The sequence below is a fragment of the Variimorphobacter saccharofermentans genome, from assembly GCF_014174405.1.
Lineage (GTDB): Bacteria > Bacillota > Clostridia > Lachnospirales > Lachnospiraceae > Mobilitalea > Mobilitalea saccharofermentans.
Window position 1 is genome coordinate 1,394,519 of record NZ_JACEGA010000001.1, and the last position, 22,009, is coordinate 1,416,527.

The following is a 22,009-nucleotide window of genomic DNA, read 5'->3' on the forward strand; positions in this document are numbered from 1 at the left end:
CCTACTATAGCGTAAAATTTTTGTAGGAAAAAATAAATAAAGAATAAGAGAACACCAAACTTTGTGTTAAGATTAAGTCATCACACAAAACAAAACATAAAAGAAGGTGTTCTCTTATGATTAAAAGTATACAACATTTTGAAGAGGTTGGCATTAGAAATCTTGAAAAAGAAGTAGAAAAATTTTTGAAGAATCCAAAGGATATGGCTTCCTTTGTCTATGGAATTCAAGACAACATAATTAAGCTTGGTCTGGATATTATTAAAGAAACACTAGAAAGCTGTGATGAAACGCTAAGGAATAGTGGAAAAAGGAAAAAGGATTGGCAAATCGTAAAGAAGGATGAAAAAACTCTTATCACATCATTAGGAAAGGTCTGTTTTGAGAAAACCTTATTTAAAAATAAGGTAACTGGGGAAAGGGGCTATCTCTTAGATCGGATATTAGGTATTGAAGAGCATGAAAGATTAACTGAGGATGCAGAAGCAAAAATGCTTGAGGAATCAGTTGAAACATCCTATCGTAAGGCAGGTCAGGCAATCAGTATAAGTGAAATTGTAAGCAAGCAGACGGTGAAGAATAAAATTCATAGCCTTGAGTTTCAAAACGAATATAAAGATTTACTTAATAAGAAAAAAGTAAAATACTTGTACATAGACGCAGATGAAGATCATATATCCTTACAATTCCGGGAACGGAAAGGTGATCTTGTGAAAAATGATAATCATATGAAGAATAACTGCATAATAACCAAAATCGTCTATGTATATGAGGGAATAGAAAAAGAAGGTCCGAAAAGTAAACGAAATCGGCTTATAAATCCTTACTACTTTTGTGGCACATACTCTGGAGAAGATAATAGTAAACTTTGGGATGAGGTGTATGACTATATACGTTGTAACTACGATATAGACAGCATCGAGAAAATATATCTAAATGGAGATGGAGGAGGGTGGATAAAAGCAGGAAAAAGAAGACTGGCCGGACTTACCTATGTTCTGGATGAATTTCATTTAAGCAAGTATATGATACGAGCCACATCACATTTACTGGATTCAGCTGAAGAAGCACGTCAGGAAATGTATAAAACGATGAGAAGTGGGACGAAGAGAGAATTCGAAAAAGTGATAGAAAAGATTTTGAAGGTTACAGACGGAGAAGCAACCATAAAGAGAGTCAAAGAGAGTAAAGAATATATTCTCTCTAATTGGTCTGCAGTGAAAGTTCGTTTAGAAGAAAAAGAAGGTATAGTGGGATGTAGTGCAGAAGGCCATGTCAGTCATGTGCTGTCCTCAAGGATGAGTTCAAGACCAATGGGATGGAGTAGGATGGGTGTAGATAAGATGGCACATTTAAGAGCGTATTATTATAATGGTGGAGATATGCTGGAATTGGTAAGAAAACAGAGGAGGCAGACAAAGGCTGCAGGAGCTGAAGAAAATGATATAATAAGCTGTGAGGAGGTTCTTCGTTCTGAGAAGAATAAACGTAATGAACTGGGTAAGTATATGGAAAGTATAAGCCATAGTGTGAGTGCTGATGTAAGGAAATATGCATGGTTTAACGCCCATATATGGGGCTTGTAAAAGAATATATAAAAAGGTATAGTATAGGTGTGAATTCTAAAACACATCTTTGGTGAACTCCGCCTCTCTATTTCCTACAGTATAGTTACGCAATCGTTTCCTACTATCAGTGATTGATTATCCTTACTAATTATAGTAAAATAATGCTTAGATGGAACATATAGACAAGCGCATGTATGAAAAACGGAGAGAGTGCGAATGCGAAGAATAAGAAACGGATTACTAATAGTTGCTATAACAATTCTGATCCCGGTATTTTTATCCGAGGTACCGTCAGCGAGTGCGGCTATGAAGTATGGTGCGATGGTTACCATTACGGAAAAGGGTCAGGTTCTCGATTCTATTACATATAATGGTGTAACAGTAGATGCAGTATATACCTATGAGAGCTATCCAAGTAACGATCCAGTATATTGCTGTGCTGCTTTTGTAAAGAAGTTCTATTCAAAGGTATATGGTATTTCGGTTTATAATCTGAGTTCCACAAAGAGTACCCCTTTGGTTTACTATTCTAAAGGAAACTTTTCAGTTACTACGGAGCCTAAGGTAGGAGATATTATTCGGGATAACAAAAGCACACATTGGGCAATCGTTAAGGCTGTTAATGGAACTACAATCTCAGTGATACAGCAAAGCTATAAGACGGGGGCCACTGCTTTTATAAATTGCACCATTGATCTCAGTGATACAAGATATACCTACTTTACATATAGCAATCGAGTTGAAAATTCTACAGCTACTGAGAGTCCAGCCTTATTACAAGATGCTCAGGGAAGTGCTGAGATACAGAATACTGCATCTCTGGCTGAAACTACGGTTGCTCCAGCTAATCCTGATACGGTTACCCAAACCACAGGAAGTAATAGTTCGGGCTCTAATACTACTGGGGTGAATGCAATTTCTCCAGACGTAGGAGCGGAACTACAAAGCCTGATTCCGCAGGTAACAGTTACGAAGAAGACTCTTTACACGGGTTACAAGAGCTATACACTAAAATTTACCGGAATATCGGATACAGCACAATTATCCTTTTCCACTAGCAATCCAAAGGTGGCTGAAGTCAACAGTAAGGGTAAGATTACACCGGTTAACGAAGGAATCGCATTTATTACAGTTAAGATTAGTCAGGGAGGAGACACCTACCAGTATAATGTGACGATCAATGTTAAGAAGCCTTATTTAAAGCTTACTAATTCCAGCAAAAAGCTTTCTATTGGCGATATCGTTTCTTTCAGTGCTAAAACCTATGGGTTGAGTGGAGAGATTGTATGGAATACTTCCAATCAAAAAATCGCAAGCGTTGATAGTAAGACAGGAGAAGTAACAGGAATCAAGAAGGGGACCGTCACCATAACAGCTACTTGTAATGGGGTGTCAGTGAAGAAAAAGGTAAGTGTAGAGTAGTAAGACTATATTATAAAACTATATATAAATACAAAGGATAAAAAATGATGGACAGAATAGATGAGTATAATTCAGAATATTGCCAAGTAAGATATCAGAAAGAGGAAAACATTGTGCTCCTTACATGGAAGAAGTTCTGCTGCTATGATGATTACCGAACTCCGGCTTCATATGCCTTGGAACTGTTGAAGAAGCAGAAGGGAAGTAATTTGGTTATTGATGCACGAAATGGATTTGAGGATGAGAAAGAGGACGTAGAATGGGGCTTTACCTATTTGCTGCCTAACATGGCAAAGACAGATTGCAAATCAGTTGTTATTATCATGGATGCAGTAAATGATATCGAAGGTGAAATGGATATGTGGACGAAAGAATTTATGAAGTACTTCCATGTATCCCGTGCAACTAGCTACGAAGAAGCTTCCCGTATTATCCATAGTTGAAATATACAACAGGCACATGATGAGTCAAGAGAGTAGCAACCATGATTCACGAAGATCAATATAGATCGGAAAAAAGTATCTTCTATGGCAATCAAATGCACTTTAATTCATACGAAGAATATGCTAGTATAATATTACACAGAAGATAAAGCAACGAATAAGATACCTTTAATTATTTTTCCAGAAGTGGAAAGAGAGATCTCTTGACACTACTGGTGAAATGCTATATTATAATCATACGTTTGCATACCAGTTATTACAGATTGTCAGGGTGCTACAGGTACCCAGAATGATATCTTGTAATCACAATCTTAACGATCGGGGTTGTACTGGTTTCGACGGGGGTTTTGAAATTGCGGAAGCCATTCGCAGACTAGGACTGCGTCACCAACTTAGAACTAAATATAAACGCAAACGATAATTACGAATTAGCTGCTGCGTAAGCAGTTTGTCGACCTTAAGCAACTCGCGGCTTAAGACCTCGGCATCAAATTAGCGGGGCCCTCTATTTCCAAAGCTTTGAGGAGGTAGAAGAAACATGAAGCTACCAAAGCTAAGAGCCTGTCTGTCGGCGCTTAGTGGAGGGAACAGCGAACTTCGGGTTCGCATAAAAGACCGACTGTAATGGGAGAAACTGCAATGAATGGGCTTTCGGACAGGGGTTCAACTCCCCTCAGCTCCATTAAAATTAACCGCTAAACTCAATGGTTTAGCGGTTTTTTGTTTTTAACCAATAATTTGAAATAATGTATTGCATTCATTCTATGTTTATGATATTATATGACCGGAGTCATAACATGAATAAAGTCAATAGGAGTGATACAATGTCATTATACAAGGAACAGAGAGAACAGATTAAAAAGCTAATTATTGATAGATCAATATCATTATTTAATGAAAAGGGATATGAGAATGTAACTGTAGAGGATATTACGAAATCAGTGGGGATAGCGAAGGGAACATTCTACAATTTCTTCTCATCAAAAGCAGTCATTCTTCTGCTGTGGTTCGAAATGAAGTTCCAGCAAATAAATATCGATCAAACGAATAATAGTGAAAGAAGTGTGGAAGAAAACCTTCAATTTTTTATTAAGATACTGTTATCAACAGTGAAAGATGAGCAGAGCTTATTTGTCAGCATGTTAGAAGAATATATAAAACTGCACTATGATGAATCGGAGAAGGATAAGCTGGATTTTAAGGTAATCCTTCACAGAGTGATAAAAGACTCGAAGGATTATGCAAATATTGGAGTTAATTGTACGGAGTTAAAAATGAAGGTATTGAGCAGATCGATGTTCTTGGAAATGCTAAACTGGTTTTACTTTATGAAGACACTGGATGGCCTAGAGGAACAGTTAATGAAGGTTATAAAGATCTGCTTATATGGTCTACTGCAAACTATAGATAATGAATAACTGAATTACAGATGGTATAACTAGTTAATTACTGATTTACAACTAGTTATTTACAGATCTAGAACTAATTAATTACTGAATTAATACTAATGCTTTACTGATGGAAAGGAGTATTGGAATGATATACATACTATGTGGAATAAGCATATTCACTGTTTTATCTTTAACTATATTATATTATTTTTCGTTCGCGAGAGTAGAGTATGACTATGAAATAAATCTGAATGTATCAAGTGATTCGTTTGAAAATTACGGTTTTATTCCCGAACGCTATACGGGAAGGGGAGAAGATATATCGCCCTCACTGAAGATTGATAAGGTTATTGCAGAAGCGAAAAGCATTGCTATCATAATGGATGATCCCGATACCCCGATTGGGACCTTCACTCACTGGGTAGTCTGGAATATTCCTGCTAATATAAGTTATATACCGGAAGGATTACCAAAAGAAAAATCAATCGCTCTTCTTGGTGATGCATGTCAGGGTAAAAATGGCTATCTTACTACAGGATACCGGGGACCTAAACCTCCTAGAGGAACTGGTGCCCATTTATATAGATTCAAGGTATATGTTTTAGATACGGAGCTAAAATTGAAGAGCAGCGCCGGTAAAAACCAATTGCAGAGAGCTATGGATGGTCATGTACTTCAATATGGAATATTGACAGGAAGATTCGGATGTAAATAAGAAAGCAAATAGGTAAATTGAGAGGAGATCATATGATTACAAAAATATTTTATTATTCAGGAACGGGGAATTCATTATCTGTTGCCCGCAAAATTGCTGTTGGATTAGAAACGGCAGAGCTGGTATCCATACCCAAGGTAATAAATGAAGATATTAATACGGAAGCGGATGCAGTTGGTTTTGTATTCCCTGTGTATGGTTGGGGATTACCACAGATTGTCAAGGATTTTATTGACCGTCTCAGCTTATCTCAGGTCCAGTACATATTTGCAGTAGTTACCTGTGCCGGAACACAAGGTGGTACTCTGATACAGCTTAAAAAAATACTTCAAAGTAAGAAATGCGATTTACATGCTGGCTTTTCTGTTAAGGAAAATAGTTACTCGCCAATGAAGCAGGTCCCCATAGAAAAATTTGTAATATGGTTGAACCGGAAATCCAGACCACTTCCGATTGAAGACCGTTTACCTGAAATTCTCTCAACCATTAAGCAGAGGCATTTGCATGAACCTGAGATCGGATCATCCTTTGCAGCATGGCTGGGGACAACAATCTTACATGATTCGGTCTTACAGGAGTTAAGAAAATACGGAAAAGACTTTTATGTTGATAATAAGTGTAACCATTGTGGAACATGCGTAAAAGTCTGTCCACGAAAAAATATTCAAAAGGAGAATGACAGCATAATCTGGAAGGGTAATTGTGAGCTTTGCTTTGCCTGCCTCAATTGGTGTCCCCAAAAAGCCATCTGGCTAAAGGATGAACTGCTGCCTCAAAGACGATCTCATCATCCGGAGATAAAAATATCGGATATTATCAATGAATGAACAGTGAATACACGATATCTCCTAAGTAGACAAGGAATATAACAAAAGTCTACTCAGGAGGTATTTTTTTGTGTTTTGCATATAGGTCAATTGAAAAGGTAAATTCACTACCATTATCTCCAATGAGAACTTTAAATAAAGTCGCAGAAGATATCGGGTCGCAACTCAAAGTATAGTTGGTCGATGATATCGATTACGGATTGTGATGTATTTGCATCTCTGATAAATGCCAGCATTTGTTGATGGATAGAAAAGTGTAGCGTAAGAAGAACATTCCCACCTTTTACGCCTTCAACGGAATCCATTTCAACATTTGGAAGACAGGGATGTGCAATATATAAAAAAATGGAATATATGCTTTGCATATAATCTATATTGATGAAAAAAAGCAGAATCAATTACTTGATAAAGAAGCAATCTACAATCTTTCCGAGCCGGAATATAAGGAGGTTAAGGCAGATTGGCGGAGAATCTATTTATAATCGTTTTGATAATATCTATGTCTTAAATCTGGTGGAATCGGGACTTCAAAAAGATGTCCAGTATCTGAAGGGTGAACATATATAAGAGGAAAAACCGATATTTACAATATGTGCTTCTCAGATTAAGGTTGAAGAGATGGAACAGATGAATTTGTTGTTTTAGATTTTATGGGATTTTCATACTTTATTTAAATTATGTTCTTATAAACCCTCCTAAGTAGACATGGGAAACAGCTCAAATCTACCTAGGAGGTAATTTTGTTTATCTGTGTGTATCTATGTATATATTTGTTGCACGGTAAAACTTGTCGTGATATAATGGAATAAAAAGTTAAAAAATGTTATTTTATACATACAGAACGATTAACTATATCGATATTTCATTTGAATATTCTACTCATCAACGCAGCATTTCAAAAATCGTACAATGGCTCTGTAACAAAAATCTTTACAATGGCTCTGTAACAACAATCACCGAAAAATGTAAATCAGGTATGAGACAAATGAAAGTACCGCTTTCATTTGTTGTTAATATAAGAAATATCATCAGATACACAGAATAATTCCTTGGCTGACAACAACACAGATCTTGTAGTAGGTATTGTTAATGAATATGAGAAAAATACGGGAAGGGAGATTTTTTATGGATCAATTTGTAGGCGATATTCAGTTGTTTGCACTCGATTTCCCACCATATGGTTGGATGAAGTGCGAAGGACAGACTCTGAGTACAAGCGAGTACCAAGTTTTGTTTTCGTTATTAGGGACGAGATTTGGCGGAAATGGTCAGACTACCTTTTGTTTGCCTGACTTAAGAAAAGCTTTGCCAATACAGGGAATGGGTATGAGTTATTGTATTGCATATTACGGATTGTACCCAATGCCGCAATGATTATGAATACTGAGATCAATTATTTGTTATAGGAGGATTATATTATGGAGTATTATTATGGACAGATTTGTGTATTTCCTTATATTTTTGTACCTAGGGGATGGAAGCTATGTAATGGAGAGCTCCTTCAAATTTCGCAGAATCAGGTGCTGTTCTCCTTGATTGGTACTAAATTTGGAGGAAACGGAACTACTAATTTTGCTCTTCCTAATCTGCAGGGAGCGGAACCGGAGCCCGGCACAGGCTACTACATATGTGTAGAAGGTGTATACCCAAGCAGAAGTTAGGATTATTAGAATAACCCTGAAACTACGAAGGGATTAGAAAGGATGATAAATAATGGCAGGTAACATCGCTTTGAATAAGTATGCCACTGCAAGTAACTCTGTATTCCCCTTCACACCTGCAAAGGCAGTGAATGGTGTGGAGAGTTACTTAGCACGTTGGCTTGGATCACTAAATCAGTCGAATCCTTATAACTGGCTGAGTGTGGATCTTGGCGATCTCTATTGGGTTAATCGCTGGGTCGTTAAACACATGGGTGAGGTGGGTTGGCCGGACTCTTACAATTTAATCGATTATAAGCTTCAGGGAAGTGTAGATGGTACGAACTGGTCTAATTTAGATTCGGTTACAGGTAACACTGCAAAACTAACAGATAGATCGTTTTTCCCGACTAAGGTGAGATATGCCAGGTTATATATTACATCAGGGATAAGATGTAATCCTAAATTTGCATCGGTTGCCGGTTTTGAGCTATATGCTGCCGATCCTACTGATTCAAAATTGTCTGGCTTAGTATTGAGTAATTCAATAGCGCTTATTCCAGAATTTGATCCGGCAGAAAATACATATAATGCCAATGCAAAATATGATGACAGTAGTATTACGGTGACTCCGACTGTGGCGGATCCCAGAGCATCAATCGAGGTGAATGGTTCGCCTGTGACCAATGGACAGCCATCGAAGCCAATCAGCCTAAATGTAGGTGTTAATAGTGTGATACCGATTAATGTCACCCCGTATATCGGAAAGGTCAATACCTACACAATTAATGTAGTAAGAGCGACAAGTCCGTATTTATCGGGACTTACATTACAATCAGGAAGAACGATTATTCCTATCAATCCGGTATTTGAAAAGAATATATTACATTATTCCGGTGAAATTAATAGAGTGAATAGCCTGACTGTTACAGCGAATGCAGAGGATATCAATACGAAAATCATGATTAAAGGACAAGATGCCACAAGCGGAGTAGCTATGACCATTCCGGTAAATGTCGGGCTTAATAGTATTGATATTATAGTTGAATCTAAAACAGGGGTTGATTCTAAAACATATGTATGTGACATTGTAGTCACATAAGATATTGTCAGTAACAGTATGTAAATATCGGATATTGGAAAGTGAGAGGTTTATGTATAAAAGAAGAGCAATTTCACGTTATATATGTTTTATATTTCTACTTAGTTTCTTTTTCTTTTTATTACCAGCTAATATAAAGGCTGCAGTAATCATTGATAATGATAATTTTCTTCAGGATATTGCGACGGATAGTATGAGGGTAGGAAATGCATTTATAGAACCTATGTATACAATACCTAGTACTGATGGCTCTTATATAGTTAATTATGTAGGAAGTAGTTATAGTGCCTTTCTTTTAACTTATGAACGTGCGGCAGTGAAGTTAGACTTGTCTGACATAACAGGTACTATCCAGAGTGCGTCATTAGAGTTATATATTGTAGAGGTTAACGGGAATCCTGTTGTTAACGTTATACCTACATCAGACAGTACCTGGAATGAGTATGATACTAGTACATCATTTCCTGCATTTGATCCGGAAGAAGCAATATATAGTAATTTTCCGATTACTGCTGCCCATGTCAATTCACCGATAAGCTTCGATGTGACAAGTGACATACAAGCCAGAGTGGACAATGGAGATGATAAGGCAGTATATGTTCTTACTGGTCGAGAAGGGACTTTTGATGATGATTTTGCTTTTGTATGTAATCAGCATCCTGATGCTAGTAAATGGGCAAAGCTCGTCATTGAGTATGTACCGGCGGCAGCTGCTCCTATTGTCACAGGAACAGCTTATATCAATGATACTACTCCTACTTGGAATTGGTCATCAGGAGGTAATGGAAACGGTATTTTCCGATATAGGCTGGACAATAGTGATTTATCGATCGGGGCTATTGAGACAGTTGATACGAGCTATACGTCGGAAATTCCGTTAATGGATGGTAGTCATACGCTGTATGTCCAGGAAAGCAACGGAGCTGGACATTGGTCACCATCTGGAACATATACGATTACTGTTGATACGATATCTCCCAATGCTCCATTGGGGTCAGCATCAATATTAACCAATGACCCGACCCCAACCTGGAATTGGACATCTGGCGGTGGAGGAAACGGTAATTATAGATACAAGCTGGACAATAGTGATTTATCCGCCGGAGCATCATTAACAACTTCAACAAGTTTTACCCCCGTGAGCCCGTTAGCGGATGGAAGCCATATTCTTTATGTACAGGAGAGGGATGATGCAGGTAACTGGTCGTCAAGCAGAAGCTATGAAATAGTGATTGATACAACACCTCCGAATATGCCAATTGTTACAGGAACAACACCGGTAACAACCGGTACGCCGACCTGGACCTGGTCATCAGGCGGAGAAGGAATTGGAGACTACAGATATAAATTGGATGATAACGATTTGTCAACATTCTCGACACTCACTTCAGGAAACAGCTATACTCCTGGTAGTTCTCTTCCGGATGGGGAACATGTGCTTTATGTACAGGAAAAGGATGAAGCAGGTAACTGGTCATTGAGCGGGAGCTTCAGTATTACGATTGATACCATGAAACCCAACGTAGAAATTGATACCCCGGGACTCTTGGAACCTAGAATAGCCAAAGAATCACCTATTCCGGTGACAATAACCTTTAACGAGCCGGTAACAGGCTTTACTGGAAGCGATATTCTTATTAACAACGGTACCATTTTGGCAGGTAGCTTTTCTGGAAGTGATTCAACCTATACAGTCAATATAACACCCTCGGGCCAGGGAGTAGTTACAATTGATGTACCGGCAGGTGTAGCGCAGGATGCTGCCGGGAACTCCAACAACGCAGCGGCTCAGATTACCATTAACTACGATAATGTACCACCCACGGATGGAACCATAAGCATCAATGGTGGAGCACCCAATACGACAGATACGCTTGTCACTTTAACGTTGTCTGCGACAGATGCAGTGCAAATGATAATCAGTGAGGACGTTACCTTTACGGACGCAAGCTATCAACCATATGCTACAAGCGTAAACTTTGAATTAAGTAATGGAGATGGTGAAAAAACCGTATACGTAAAATTCAAGGATGCAGCGGGGAATGAGACGGAAGCAATCAGTAGTACAATTATACTGGATGCAACGATCCCCATAGTCTTTTTCAGCTCATCAGAGCAAAATCCAACGAGTAAGTCACCATTTTCGGTTGCAATAATCTTCAGTGAGAATGTAACAGGCTTTACAGAAAATGATATTGTAGTAGGGAATGGTACTATCAGCTCATTATTGGGATTCGGATCTGTGTATACTGTGAATGTTACACCTGCAGCAGATGGTGATGTGACACTGGATATGGCCAATGGAGCAGTTCAGGACATAGTCGGCAATGATAATATGGCTCCACTTCAGTTCAGAATAACATACGATTCTCTGCCACCCACTGGTGGGACAGTAAGTATTAACGGTGGTGCAACCTATGCGAATAGTTCCACTGCAACGCTGACTCTATCTGCCACAGATGCGGACTATATGATAATAAGTGAGAACAGCGATTTTAGCGGAGCTAGTTATGAAGCATATGCAACAAATAAGAGCCTTGAACTAAGCGCCGGATCAGGTAATAAAACGGTATATGTCAAGTTCAAGGATGAGGCAGGCAATCAGAGTGAAGTAATCAGTGATTCCATAATATTGGATATGGATAGGCCTACGATAGAAATTGTAACTACCGGCCCAAATCCAACCAATAGTAATTCGATTCCGATTACAATAACCTTTAGTGAGCCTGTAACGGATTTTAGTATAAGTAAAATTGTTACTACCGGTGATATCAGTGATTTTAGTGGAGATGGGACAGTATATACTTTTATACTGAGTCCGAATATAGCAGGTATAGTAGATATTACATTTACAATAACGATAGTTGCGGATACAGTACATGATCAGGTCGGTAATGGTAATTCACTAACTGAGTATTCCATAAATTATGATACTGAGGCTCCTACGTTGGGGATAGTTCAAATCAACAGCGGTGATTCCTATACGAACAGTAGAGAAGTTATATTGTCATTCTTTGCATCGGGTGCGACTGTGATGATGATAAGTGAAGACGAGAATTTTGATGGAGCTAGCTATGAGGCTTATCATACCAACAAGAACTTTACCTTAAGCTCAGGCGATGGTAATAAAAGAGTATATGTAAAATATAAGGATGCTACCGGCAATGAGACAACTTATGATATACATGATGATATCATACTGGAGACATCACAACCTTCAGTAACCATACTATTAGATGGAACATTTGAGGGCAAAGAATCGACTAATGAATCATCCATCGATTTTCGAATCGAGTTTAGTGAAACGGTATCCGGTTTTGATTTAAATGACATAACTATAGTGAATGGCTCTGTTTCTAGTTGGTTTGGGGACGGGCAAGTTTATTCAGTATCGATTCTTCCTTTAGCCCAGGGAACGGTGACTGTGAGTATGGATAGCGGAAGGGTACAGGATGCAGCGGGTAATAATAATACTGCTGCTCAGCCGATCAGTATAAACTATGACAGCATTCGGCCGTCTGTTACTGTATTCGGTACATCGCCTAATCCGACAGGTGATACACCAATACAGATTAATATAAACTTCACTGAGCCTGTGACAGGATTTACAGCCGGTGATATTACAGTCACAAACGGCACAATGAGTAATTTTAGTGGAAGCGGAGCGAATTTTACAGTAGATGTTACACCTGCAACTGATGGAGAGGTATCGGTAGCTATTCCGGAAGGGATGGTTACGGATTCGACCGGCAACACGAATACAGGATCAAATCTCTGGGTTACGACCTATGTTGCACCGCTTACTGTAACTTACAACTATAATTACGATTCAGAAGGAGTATATACTACTCTGGCGAATGTTCCATATGGTAGTGCAATCACTAAGCCATTAACTAATCCGACACGAACCGGGTATCGCTTCGAAGGCTGGTACAAAGAAGCAGAGTGTATTAATCCATGGAATTTTGCGAGTGATAAGGTTACCAGCGATTCAAATATTTATGCCAATTGGGTAGCAAAAAACCAGGTATCCATCACGGAGGACATACAGGAATATTTGTATGATGGAGTGAAAAAGAGTTTTGTAATAAGTGGTATGCCGGATGATAACTTCATAATTACCTATAATCAGGGCTCAAGCAATGTTGATCCTGTTAGCCCGGGAAGTTATAATGTTGTAATTAGTAGAGCAGAGGATGATACCTATGTCGCTTATAACAAATCAATTACTGGAGGTCTTGTAATTATTCCTTCTCCGATAACGATAGCAGCAATTACAGGAGTTGAAGTACCTAGGATAGGGAGAACACCAGTGATTGCTATCACCGAGACAGCACAGTATACAGGAATGGTTACTTGGAGTCCGGTAGTCACCTCATTTGCCTCCAATACGGTCTATACCGCTACCATTACCCTGACACCTAAGACAGGCTATACATTGAGCGGAATAACTGAGAACTTCTTCACTGTAGCTGGAGCAACAACGACCAATGAAGCTAATTCGGGCATTGTCACAGCAGTGTTCCCGAATACCGGAACAAGCCAGTCAGAGGGAGGCGGAGGCGGTGCGGGTACTGCATCCACAACACCTAATACTCCGACATATAATGCAAATGTTAAAACAGATAGCGGTCAGACCTCTTTGCTACCGGCCAGTGTTGATAATAAGACAGGAAGAGTAAGTGTTAACATTGATACGAGCAACAGTCTGCTATCAAATGGGGAATCTGTGACTATTAATATGCCATCCATAAGCGGTGTTAATTCCTATACTCTTGGTATTCCTGTTCCAAGCCTGTCCACTTCGAAAAGACAAAGGTCAATTATACTCCATAGTGATGCAGGCAGTATAAATATTCCGTCCAATATGTTAGCAGGAATTAAGAACCTGAGCAATAGCGCCGATACAAAGGGGACTAAGGCGGAAATTACTATTAGCCAAAGTGATAAGACCAATTTACCTAAGAAGGTTAAGGATGCTATTGGTGACAAACCTGTTATTCAACTTTCATTGTCCATTGATGGCAAACTGGTGGAATGGAATAATCCTAATGCACCGATAGCGGTATCCATACCCTATAAACCCTCCGGCGAAGAGCTCGCTAATTACGAGAACATTGTTGTTTGGTATATTGATAGTAATAACAAAGTGGTTGCAGTACCAAATGGCCGTTATGACCCGGCTACAGGCACCGTTAAATTCTTTGTTACCCATTTCAGTGATTATGCGGTAGCATATGTAGACAAGAACTTCAATGACCTTAATGACGTAAAATGGGTTGAAAAAGCGATCGATGTCTTGGTTGCTAAAGGTATTATGGACGAAACCGGTGATGGTACTTTCTCGCCGGCAAAGAAAATTACCAGAGCGGACTATATCGTATGGCTTGTAAGAACTCTTAATCTTACTGCGACCCTTGATGATAACTTTGATGATGTTAAACCGAACGCATCCTATTACGAAGCAGTGGGTATCGCTAGAAAACTGAATATCATCTTGGACGATAGGGATAACCTGTTTCATCCGAAGGATAAAATATCCCGACAGGATATGATGGTACTGACTACCAGGGCTCTCATGATCAGCCAAGGCCTGAAGATTACGAAGGATAATACGGTATTAGATAAGTTCAAAGACAAAGAGGATATTGCCGACTATGCAAGAAGCAGCCTTGCATCGCTTGTCAAGAATGGACTGACTGTCAGCTCCAGTAATAAATTAAAGCCCAATGAGAATGCAACACGGGCAGAGGCAGCAGCGTTGCTCTACAGCATATATAATAAATACACGAATGTCCCGACAGCTGCCGTTGATGACACAGCTGTTGAGGCACCTTATCCGATTACCGCACCGGGTAACCTCAAGGCAGTTTCCACAGGTAAAAACAGTGTAAAGCTCACATGGGATACAGTAGCAGGAGCAACAAAGTATGTGATTTATCAAGCAACCTCCAAGAATGGAACCTATAAAAAGCTGGCTGAAACTACATCAACCAGTTATACTAGTAAAAAGCTTACCACGAACAAGAAGTATTACTATAAGGTTAGAGCATATCGCTTGATTGACAAGAAGAAGGTATATGGAGATTACTCCTCGGTCGTATCAGCGAAACCGACTCAACCTTAAGTATATTCCTTTCGGGTTATCGTAAAGCATACGATTAGCAAGTACTTATTTAGGGGCTGTTTTAAAATGAGTTATTAGGAATTATGGTAAGCCATAATCCTTGTTTACACATTTCTAATAGCCCCTTTTAGTATCCTAAAAAAGATATTAATAATAAATAGATATTTAATAATATGATCTATGTATTGACATATTATTTGATATCTATTTATTATTGAGACTAGTGAAGTAAATCTATCATCACATAGGAGGATATGAACATGAGAAGGCAAGAACTGTTTGATACAGCAGATCATTATAAACATTTACTCGAAACGAACAAGCCATATCGTGAAGAGAAACGAATAGAATTAGATAATTATATACGGATTCTATTTACCTACAGCAGTAATTCTATCGAAGGAAATACGCTTACCATAAAGGAGACAGAGACATTTTTAAATAGTGGCATTACTACTGAGGGGAAGCCGGTGAAAGAATATCATGAAGTGGCTGGACATGCAGAAGCCTATGACTACATACTATCTGTGGCGAAAACAAAACCATTTGATATTACAGAGGATACTGTAAAAAGATTACACTCATTGCTCTATCATACGTTGAACCCGGAAGAAGCCGGGCAATATAGAAAGGTTCAGGTTTATATATCTGAAATGAATTATTTACCACCCAAGGCAGAGGATGTCCCTCATCTAATGGAGCATTTTATTAATCAAATGAAAAGCTCGAAAAGCCTATTGCATCCAATCGAGTATGCTGCCATATGTCATAAACGAATCGTAGACATCCAACCGTTTAATGAAGGTAATGGAAAAGTAGCAAGGCTTTTAATGAATTTACTATTGATTAATGCAGGGTATGGAGTAACTTCGATCCCTCCTGAACTACGAGATTCATACATCGAAGCATTGGCATTTTCTCAAAGACAGAATAATCCGAATATAGATCCGCTGATTGAGTTAATAGCAGAGTGCGTCGTTGATGCAGAGAAGGATTGTTGTAAAGTATTAGGAATAGGATAGTCTGGGTTATAATGTAGATCGATATATAAAATTATAACAGACCGGAGGGCATATGCAAGGATATAATTGTATTATGGTATATAGTCAGGGGTTTGTCTTTCGGTTACAGCTAATTTAGCCTATCAAGGTGATTTTGAAGCCATACCAGAAAATCCAATGTGTGATGAGACAGGGCTATTAATGCAGATGGTTATTCCCAGAATAGAATGAAACAACTTTCATATATCCAACAGCAAAAGTACACCTTATGATTTGAACCCACAAATTTATATTTGTGGGCTTAATTTATGCTTTATTATATCTAATAAATATATGAATTAATATAACTAGTGGATAATTTACATAATGCTTTGTTCTTTCCTTGGAACGCGATACAGATATAAAAAGATTTAATTAATTTTAACAGGAAGCTAAAATAATACATTTATATACGCATAACAATTGATTGGATTCTACATTTTAAATTCTATTAATGTATACTATAATGGAGCCTAGTTATGATGTTTATTGGAATAAAGTATTTGAATTAAAAAATTGATTTATATATTAAGTACTAGGAGGTTACTATGAGACAGGGCGCTTTTTATAGCAACGAATACCGCAATGTTTTTAAAGAGCTTGGTTACTCAGAGGATGAGATTAATGCAAGAGTGGAACAGACCTTTCAGACCATGTTCTATGGCAAGGATGAGGAGCGAATTTATCATCCGGTAGGAGATGATATGGGATATATTGTTGATACCGGTAATAATGATGTTCGTTCTGAGGGTATGTCCTATGGAATGATGATGTGTGTTCAGATGGATCGAAAAGAAGAGTTTGATCGTATATGGAAATGGTCAAGGACCTATATGTATCATGATGATGACACAGACCAAAAAGGTTATTTCGCCTGGTCATGTAAGCTGGATGGTACCAGAAATTATCAAGGTGCAGCTCCGGACGGTGAGGAATATTTTGCAATGGCCCTATTTTTCGCATCAAAAAGATGGGGTGATGGAGAGGGAATCTATAATTATTCCAAGGAAGCACGTACCATTCTTAGAGACTGTGTTCATAAGGGTGAAAAGCCGAATACCGGTTCTCCCATGTGGGATCCGAAAACAAAGCTGATCAAATTCGTTGCGGAATGCGATTACACGGATGCTTCCTATCATCTTCCGCATTTCTATGAGTTATTTGCATTATGGGCGGATGAAGAGGACAGACAGTTCTGGAAGGAAGCAGCACAAGCCAGTAGAGAGTTTCTGAAAAAGGCTTGTAACCCGGTAACCGGTCTGAATCCGGAATGCTCTGAATTTAATGGTAATCCGATGACAAGACCGCAGTTTGGTTTTCTGCGTAGAGACTTATATTATTCGGATGCTTATCGTACCATAGCGAATATTGCCATGGATTACAGTTGGTTTAGTAAGAACATGGACAATCCTGATGATTGGCATAGTGAATTGGCTGATAAGCTTCAGTATTTCTTCTGCAATACCGTTCCTTTTATTCCAGATGGTATTTATGAACTGGATGGCAGAATACTTCCGGGTAATGCGATGCATCCAGTAGCAATTATAGCTACCAATGCAGAAGCATCGTTAGCAGCTAAAGGTCAGAATTGGGAAGTATGTGTGAGAAAGTTCTGGGATACTCCACTTAGATTGGGTGAAAGACGCTATTATGATAATTGTTTATATCTGTTTGCCATGTTGGCTCTTAGTGGGAAATATCGTATTTACAAATAACAAGCAAGTACCATATAAAATAGTAGCAATATTTATCAAAAATGCTTTTTTTGAATTGCTTTTATTGTAATTAACAGATATAATAATCATATAGAAAAAGCTCCTCATCTACTAGTGGTGGGGAGGTTTTTTTACATAAGAGAAAGGACAATAATAAGATGAAAAAGACTCGAAATATATTACGTAATCATCAATTATTACGCACTCTTTTTGAATTACGAGGTAATCCACGGGCGTGTATATATACGGAACCAATGTGGGGACTCTCCATGAATTTGTGTCTGCCCTATGCCTCCGTATATATGCTGGCATTAGGCATGAGTGATGTTAAGGTGGGAATCATATCTTCGATTTATATGTTTTCACAGATGATATGCGCATTTCTATCAGGCGCCATAGTTGATAGACTGGGAAGAAGAAAGAGTACCATGATATTCGACTTCCTGGCCTGGAGTATTCCCTGCTTAATATGGGCATCAAGCCAGGGCTTTTGGTTCTTTGTCGTGGCAGCATTACTGAATGGTACAATGAAGATCACTACGGTATCCTGGGACTGTCTTCTTGTGGAGGACGCTCCGAAGGATAAAATAACGCATATTTATTCCTGGGTAATAATAGCTGGTAATCTTTCGGCACTTTTTGCTCCGATTTCCTCCGTACTTGTATCACAGCTCACACTGGTACCGGCAATACGAATACTTTATATTAATGCGTTTGTCGTTATGACAGCAAAGCTATTAATTCTATATAGATTCTCAACAGAAACAGCCGTAGGAAAAATACGTTGTGAAGAAACGAAGGGTCTGTCCTGGAGAGAAATGTTGTCCGGATATAAGGGAGCTTTACATAAAATAGTTACCTCACGTGGTACAAAGTTTGCTATCGTAATTAGTATCCTGGTGGAAATCGTAGCGATGCTTGGTATGACCTTCTGGCAGATTATTGCATCCCGCCGTATTGGTATTCCGGATACCCTGTTACCTGTGTTCCCCATGGCAAGAAGCATACTTTCCATATTTCTTTTCTTTACAATCATAGCGCGTATTAATCAAGCAAAGCTGAAATGGCCTCTGTATGGAGGTTTCATAAGCTCCATTATTGGTTGTGTATTACTGATCTCTATAACAGAGACCAGCGTACTAGGTTATGTTATATTATCGATTTCATTGGTTTTTGAAGCACTTGGTGTGGCTGTTTTAAGTACACTTCGAGAGTCCTTGGTTGCTATTCATGTTGATCCAGCTCAGCGTTCCGGAATAATGGCGTTGCTACAGACCACCGTTATGCTAGTAAGTGTGCCGTTTGGATACATAGGTGGACTGCTCAGTGATATCTCAAGAATATTACCCTTTGTTCTGAGTATTGTATTGTTATTATTAGGTATCCTGGCAACTGCTATATTTTATCGGAAGGCACCTGAACAGGAAGCTCAGTAAATTAATATTATAATTTATTGGATATCTTAATAATATCGTGCTTTCGGTTTTGAAGGATTATATTGATAGCGTTGGGGAGATGCTATGAAAGTATTGTTCAGATTGCTATTTCATCTCGATTCTGCTATGATTTATATAGACGTTTTTAGTGAAAACGATGAGATTTCTATAAAGATACAGCAGCACTTAGTAAGCTGATAAATTATATAATTATAAGGAGGTTTATATGAAAACAGAAGATATCAAAGCATTAATTTCAAGAATGACTTTGGAAGAAAAGGCAGGGATGTGTTCAGGCGCTGATTTCTGGCGTACGAAAGCGGTTGAACGGCTTGGAATACCATCTGTAATGGTTTCTGATGGCCCTCATGGACTCAGAAAGCAGTCTGATAAAGCGGACCATTTGGGTGTCAATGATAGTATTGAGGCAGTATGCTTCCCGGCTGGTTGTGGTACAGCAGCTTCCTTTAATCGGGATCTGATTACTATGATGGGAGAAACTCTGGGAAATGAGTGTCAGGCAGAAGGAGTAAGTGTAATCTTAGGACCAGCTACCAATATTAAGCGTTCACCGCTTTGTGGTAGAAATTTTGAATATTATTCAGAAGATCCGTACCTTGCAACGGAAATTGCAGGAGCTCTGATAAAGGGAGTACAGAGTAAGAATGTCGGAACAAGTATCAAGCACTATCTGGCCAACAATCAGGAGACAAGAAGAATGAGCTCTTCCTCCGAGGTGGATGAAAGAACCCTGAGAGAGATTTATCTTGCAGCCTTTGAGGGAGCTATTAAGAAAGAAAAGCCCTGGACTGTAATGTGTTCCTATAACAGAATTAATGGCGTTTACGTAGGGGAGAATAAGGAATATCTGACTAAGATCCTACGAGAGGAATGGGGCTTCGATGGATATGTAGTCAGTGACTGGGGAGCAGTCAGTGACAGAGTGAAGAATCTGGAAGCCGGTCTGGATCTGGAGATGCCATCTTCCCATGGCATGAATGACAAGCTTATAGTAGAAGCAGTAAAGAATGGCACTTTATCGGAAGAAGTAGTAGACCAAGCCTGTGAAAGAATTCTTAACATTATTTATCGTTTTGTTGAAAACAGAGATCCCAATGCAGTCTTTGATCTTGATAAAGATCATGAAATAGCTAGAAAGATAGCGGAAGAGACGATTGTATTATTGAAAAATGATGGAATACTACCACTAAATGAAGAAGATGAGATAGCATTTATTGGTAAGTATGCGAAGAAGCCAAGATATCAGGGCGGTGGAAGCTCACATATCAACAGTCATAAGGTGACCTCTGTCTGGGATATGGTATCGCACAAGAAGAATATCACCTTTGCACAGGGCTTTAATGATGATACGGATGAAATAGATGAGACATTGATAAAGGAAGCAATAGAGGCAGCGAAGAAAGCAAAAGTTGCTGTTATCTTTGCCGGATTACCGGATGCTTTCGAATCAGAGGGCTTTGATCGAAGCCATATGCGTATGCCGAATTGCCAGAATGAATTAATAAGAAGAGTTGCAGAGGCACAGCCTAATACGGTAGTTGTGCTGCATAACGGATCTCCTGTCGAGATGCCTTGGGTAAATGATGTAAAAGGTATTGTTGAGGCTTATCTGGGAGGACAGGCTGTCGGAGGAGCATGTACAGATATACTCTTTGGTAAAGTGAACCCTAGTGCAAAGCTTCCAGAAAGCTTCCCAATTAAACTAGAGGACAATCCATCCTATCTTTTCTATATTGGTGAGAAGGATAAAGTAGAATATAGAGAGGGTATTTTTGTTGGCTATCGCTATTATGATAAGAAGAAGATGGAGGTGTTATTCCCCTTCGGACATGGCCTTAGCTATACTACCTTTGCATACTCCAATATACAGGTAGATAAATCCTCCATAACGGATCAGGATACTGTAACCGTGTCAGTTGATGTTACCAATACTGGTAACAGAGAAGGTAAGGAAGTTGTTCAGCTTTATGTTAGAGATGTGGAAAGCACAGTAATTCGTCCTGAGAAGGAGTTAAAGGGCTTCGATAAAGTAGAACTGCGGCCGGGAGAGACGAAGAAGGTATGCTTCAAGCTTGATAAAAGAGCTTTTGCTTATTGGAATACGGAGATTCATGACTGGCATGTGGAAACCGGTGAATTTGAGATTCTGATAGGTGGTTCCTCGAAGGATCTTCCATGTTCAAAAACGATATCTGTTCAGAGTACGGTAAAGCTTCCGGTGACATATACAATGAATACTACGATTGGTGATATAATGGAAGATGAGTATGCGAAGCAGTATATTGGTGAGCTGATGAAAGGAAGTATGTTGACATTAGGTGACACAGAGCAGGATTCTGAGGAGGAAGGTGCTGTATCAAAGGAGATGACGATGGCAATGATTAAATATTCTCCTATTCGAGGAATCCTCAGCTTTGGTACAGGTGAGATAAGCATAGAGGAGCTTCATAGCATCATTGATAAATTGAATAAACGTTAAAAGGATCAATACGGGTGAAGCTGCCTTGAAGCTTATACCTGAGTGATGGAACTACAGAGATTAATTAGCGCCGTTCTATTCCT

The 22,009-nt window shown here is 38.9% G+C and carries 15 protein-coding genes and 1 other RNA gene; all 16 read left to right on the top strand.

The features are described from left to right. Positions 1 to 116 precede the first annotated feature (116 nt). The 16 genes from H0486_RS06090 to H0486_RS06160 all read left to right on the top strand — a co-directional run bounded on the left by H0486_RS06090 (position 117) and on the right by H0486_RS06160 (position 21,926). Positions 117 to 1,586 carry an ISLre2 family transposase gene (locus H0486_RS06090; RefSeq protein WP_228352155.1) on the top strand — a complete coding sequence of 490 codons (1,470 nt, stop codon included), beginning with the start codon at positions 117 to 119 and terminating at the stop codon, positions 1,584 to 1,586. A gap of 198 nt (positions 1,587 to 1,784) precedes the next feature. Next, positions 1,785 to 2,990: an Ig-like domain-containing protein gene (locus H0486_RS06095; protein ID WP_228352156.1), complete on the top strand. Its 1,206-nt coding sequence runs from the start codon at positions 1,785 to 1,787 to the stop codon at positions 2,988 to 2,990. 44 nt (positions 2,991 to 3,034) lie between these two features. After that, positions 3,035 to 3,433: a hypothetical protein gene (locus H0486_RS06100; protein ID WP_330594442.1), complete on the top strand. Its 399-nt coding sequence runs from the start codon at positions 3,035 to 3,037 to the stop codon at positions 3,431 to 3,433. Between the two features lie 320 nt (positions 3,434 to 3,753). Beyond that, positions 3,754 to 4,118, top strand: a transfer-messenger RNA (tmRNA) gene (ssrA, locus tag H0486_RS06105). Between the two features lie 139 nt (positions 4,119 to 4,257). Next, positions 4,258 to 4,851: a TetR/AcrR family transcriptional regulator gene (locus tag H0486_RS06110; RefSeq protein ID WP_228352157.1), complete on the top strand. Its 594-nt coding sequence runs from the start codon at positions 4,258 to 4,260 to the stop codon at positions 4,849 to 4,851. A 118-nt stretch (positions 4,852 to 4,969) separates the two neighbouring features. Next, positions 4,970 to 5,539 (top strand): YbhB/YbcL family Raf kinase inhibitor-like protein, encoded by a 570-nt coding sequence (locus tag H0486_RS06115; RefSeq protein WP_228352158.1) that lies wholly within the window; start codon positions 4,970 to 4,972, stop codon positions 5,537 to 5,539. Positions 5,540 to 5,571: 32 nt separating this feature from the next. After that, positions 5,572 to 6,366 (top strand): EFR1 family ferrodoxin, encoded by a 795-nt coding sequence (locus tag H0486_RS06120; protein WP_228352159.1) that lies wholly within the window; start codon positions 5,572 to 5,574, stop codon positions 6,364 to 6,366. Positions 6,367 to 6,725: 359 nt separating this feature from the next. Beyond that, complete coding sequence (locus tag H0486_RS18305) at positions 6,726 to 6,848, top strand: hypothetical protein (RefSeq protein ID WP_267023439.1); 123 nt, start codon at positions 6,726 to 6,728, stop codon at positions 6,846 to 6,848. Positions 6,849 to 7,491: 643 nt separating this feature from the next. Next, a complete protein-coding gene (locus tag H0486_RS06125; RefSeq protein ID WP_228352160.1) occupies positions 7,492 to 7,740 on the top strand; it encodes a phage tail protein in 249 nt (82 codons plus the stop codon). 44 nt (positions 7,741 to 7,784) lie between these two features. Next, complete coding sequence (locus H0486_RS06130) at positions 7,785 to 8,027, top strand: phage tail protein (RefSeq protein WP_228352161.1); 243 nt, start codon at positions 7,785 to 7,787, stop codon at positions 8,025 to 8,027. Positions 8,028 to 8,079: 52 nt separating this feature from the next. Next, positions 8,080 to 9,108, top strand: a complete 1,029-nt coding sequence (locus H0486_RS06135) for a cadherin-like beta sandwich domain-containing protein (protein ID WP_228352162.1) — start codon at positions 8,080 to 8,082, stop codon at positions 9,106 to 9,108. 52 nt (positions 9,109 to 9,160) lie between these two features. Then, complete coding sequence (locus H0486_RS06140; protein ID WP_228352163.1) at positions 9,161 to 15,235, top strand: Ig-like domain-containing protein; 6,075 nt, start codon at positions 9,161 to 9,163, stop codon at positions 15,233 to 15,235. 260 nt (positions 15,236 to 15,495) lie between these two features. After that, the gene (locus H0486_RS06145) at positions 15,496 to 16,257 is read left to right on the top strand and encodes a Fic family protein (protein ID WP_228352164.1); all 762 of its coding nucleotides are present in this window, start codon (positions 15,496 to 15,498) and stop codon (positions 16,255 to 16,257) included. Positions 16,258 to 16,823: 566 nt separating this feature from the next. Continuing rightward, positions 16,824 to 17,990 carry a glycosyl hydrolase family 8 gene (locus H0486_RS06150; protein WP_228352165.1) on the top strand — a complete coding sequence of 389 codons (1,167 nt, stop codon included), beginning with the start codon at positions 16,824 to 16,826 and terminating at the stop codon, positions 17,988 to 17,990. A gap of 269 nt (positions 17,991 to 18,259) precedes the next feature. After that, entirely contained in the window at positions 18,260 to 19,426 is a 1,167-nt protein-coding gene (locus tag H0486_RS06155) for an MFS transporter (RefSeq protein ID WP_228352166.1), read from the top strand. 226 nt (positions 19,427 to 19,652) lie between these two features. Next, the gene (locus H0486_RS06160; protein ID WP_228352167.1) at positions 19,653 to 21,926 is read left to right on the top strand and encodes a glycoside hydrolase family 3 C-terminal domain-containing protein; all 2,274 of its coding nucleotides are present in this window, start codon (positions 19,653 to 19,655) and stop codon (positions 21,924 to 21,926) included. Positions 21,927 to 22,009: the final 83 nt, after the last annotated feature.